The 2,329-nt window shown below is 72.9% G+C and carries 3 protein-coding genes; all 3 read right to left on the reverse strand.

Going from position 1 to position 2,329, the window contains the following annotated elements; translation table 11 throughout:
- The coding region (locus AUV07_RS10225) for a flagellar hook protein FlgE (protein ID WP_062635812.1) at positions 1-1,139 on the reverse strand (1,139 nt) is incomplete at its 3' end.
- Between the two features lie 25 nt (positions 1,140-1,164).
- Entirely contained in the window at positions 1,165-1,623 is a 459-nt protein-coding gene (locus tag AUV07_RS10230; RefSeq protein WP_062635815.1) for a flagellar hook assembly protein FlgD, read from the reverse strand.
- 14 nt (positions 1,624-1,637) lie between these two features.
- On the reverse strand, positions 1,638-2,329 hold a 692-nt coding region (locus AUV07_RS10235; protein WP_197462134.1), incomplete at its 5' end, for a flagellar hook-length control protein FliK.

A 2,329-nucleotide genomic window follows, 5' to 3' on the forward strand; every position in this document is an offset into this window, starting at 1 on the left:
TCCTGCAGGACCTCGTCGCTCGTGGTGATGATGCGGGCGTTGGCCTGGAAGCCGCGCTGCGCGACGATGAGGTTCGTGAACTCCTGCGAGAGGTCGACGTTCGACATCTCGAGCGCGCCGCTGATGATGCCGCCGAGGCCGCCGGTGCCGGGCTGTCCGAGCTCGGCCTGACCGGAGTTGCCGCTCGGGCGGAACTGCGAGGAGCCCACCTTCTCCAGGCCGCCGGGGTTCACGAACCCGGCCAGCGCGATGCGTGCCAGCACCTGGGTGTCGCCGTTGCTGAAGGTGCCGACGAGGCTGCCGTCGTTCGTCAGGGCGTAGGAGCTCAGCGTGCCCGCCGGCTTGCCGTTCTGCTCCTTGATCGCGATGTCGCTGACGTCCGCGAAGCCGGTCACACCGGACAGGTCGACGGTGACGCCGCCCGACACGATGCTCCCGGCGCCGTTCTGCACCCCGTCGGTGAAGGTCAGTGCCGTGCTCGCGCCCGCCCCGTCGGTGACGTCCCACCCGGTCGCGCTGCGCGTGAACGTCAGCCGCAGGGTGGACGCGGAGCCGTCGGCGCCGTAGGTCTTGATGTCGCGCACGAGCGTCTCGCCGACCGCGGCGCCGGAGGGCAGGTTGCCGGTGGCGCGCGCGGTGGTGGTGGCGGCCGCGGGGCTGAGGGCACCGACGGGGAGGGTGATGTCCCCGATGCCCTGACCGGGGACGATGGCCCCGTTGCTGGCGGTCCAGCCCTGGACGAGGGCTCCGCCGGCGCCGACGAGACGGCCGCTCGCGTCGAACGTGAAGCCGCCGTTGCGGGTGTAGAGGGTCTCGCCGCCGGAGCGGACGACGAAGAAGCCGTCACCCGAGATCATCAGGTCGGTGGGGACGCCGGTCGGCTGCGGGGCTCCTCCGGCGAAGTTGGTGCTGATGCCGGCGACCTGCACGCCGAGTCCGACCTGGGCGGGGTTCTGCCCGCCGGCCGCCTGCTGCGGCAGCATCGAGTTGCGCAGGAGCTGGGAGAGCGAGTCCTGGAATTGCACGGAGGACGCCTTGAAGCCGGTCGTGTTGACGTTGGCGATGTTGTTGCCCGTGACGTCGAGCATGGTCTGGTGCGAGCGGAGTCCGGAGATTCCGGAGAAGAGGGAACGGAGCATGGTGGTGCCTTTCTGGGGAGCGGGGTCAGGCAGCGGTGCCGGGGACGAGGGAGACGCCGGAGATCGCGTCGAGGGGGATCGACTTCTCGCCGATGGTCACGGTGGGGACGGCTCCCGCATAAGAGACCGCGGTGACGACGCCCTTCTGGGTGACGCCGTCGGCGTCGACGTACTGGGCCTCCTGCCCGAGGAGGGCGGCGGCGGTCTGCCGCATGCTGAGGGCGAAGTTCTCGGTGCTCGTCGACGCGAGCGCCGTCAGCTGCTCCATCGAGGCGAGCTGCGTCGTCTGGGAGATCATCTCGTTGGTGTTCATCGGCGAGCTCGGATCCTGGTTGGTGAGCTGGGCCACGAGCAGCTTGAGGAACACCTCCGAGTCGAGGGTCTTCTTGCGCTCGGTCGCCGGCGTCGTGCTGCCGGTCTGCACACCGGACGTCGGCGTGGCACCCGGGGGCAGGGTGCCGGTGATGGAGTCGACCGTGGTCATGGAGTCCTCTCTGATCAGGCGTAGACGTCGATGCCGCCGGTGGGCGCGGCGGGCGGTGCGGGCGGGGGCGGGGAAGCGGTCGGCGCCGAGGCCGAGGGACGCGGGGTGGTCGGCGGGCGCGGGGTGTCCGGGTCGCCGTTCCCGGTCTGGCCGTGCGTCGTCGCGCCGTGTTGGGGCGAGGAGGACGAGCCGTCTCCGGTGCCGAGGCTCAGGGTGGCGTGCGGCGCGGCGACCGCGAGGTCCCGGCGGAGATCGACGAGGAGGGCGCGCAGGGCGTCCCTGCCGATCTCGCTCGGGGCCTGCAGCTCGATGCGCAGGGTGGAGCCGGCGATGTGGGCCCGCACGGTGACGGGACCGAGGTTCTCCGGCGAGACGGTGAGCGTGATCCGGTGATCGCCGTCGGGGGCCTGGGCCAGGGACAGCACCGGCGCCGCCACCTGGGGGAGCAGAGCCGGTCGGACCGGCGTGGGGGCGGCGCTCGGCGGCGCGACGGGCGCGGTGGCCGTGGCGGCGACGGGGCTCGGCGCGGCCGTGGACCCGGCCGCGACCGGGTCGACGGCGGTCGGACCTGCGGGGGTGGCGGCGGACGGCACCGGGACGGAGGGCGTCGCGAGCACCGAAGGGGTCTCCGGGAGGGGAGTGGCCTCGGTCGGGAGCGCGAGCGTGGCCGTCGCTCCGTCCGGCGCCGGGCCGGCGAGGCGGGAGG

Origin of the sequence: Microbacterium sp. CH1 (genome assembly GCF_001595495.1) — a bacterium.
Classification (GTDB): Bacteria; Actinomycetota; Actinomycetes; order Actinomycetales; family Microbacteriaceae; genus Microbacterium.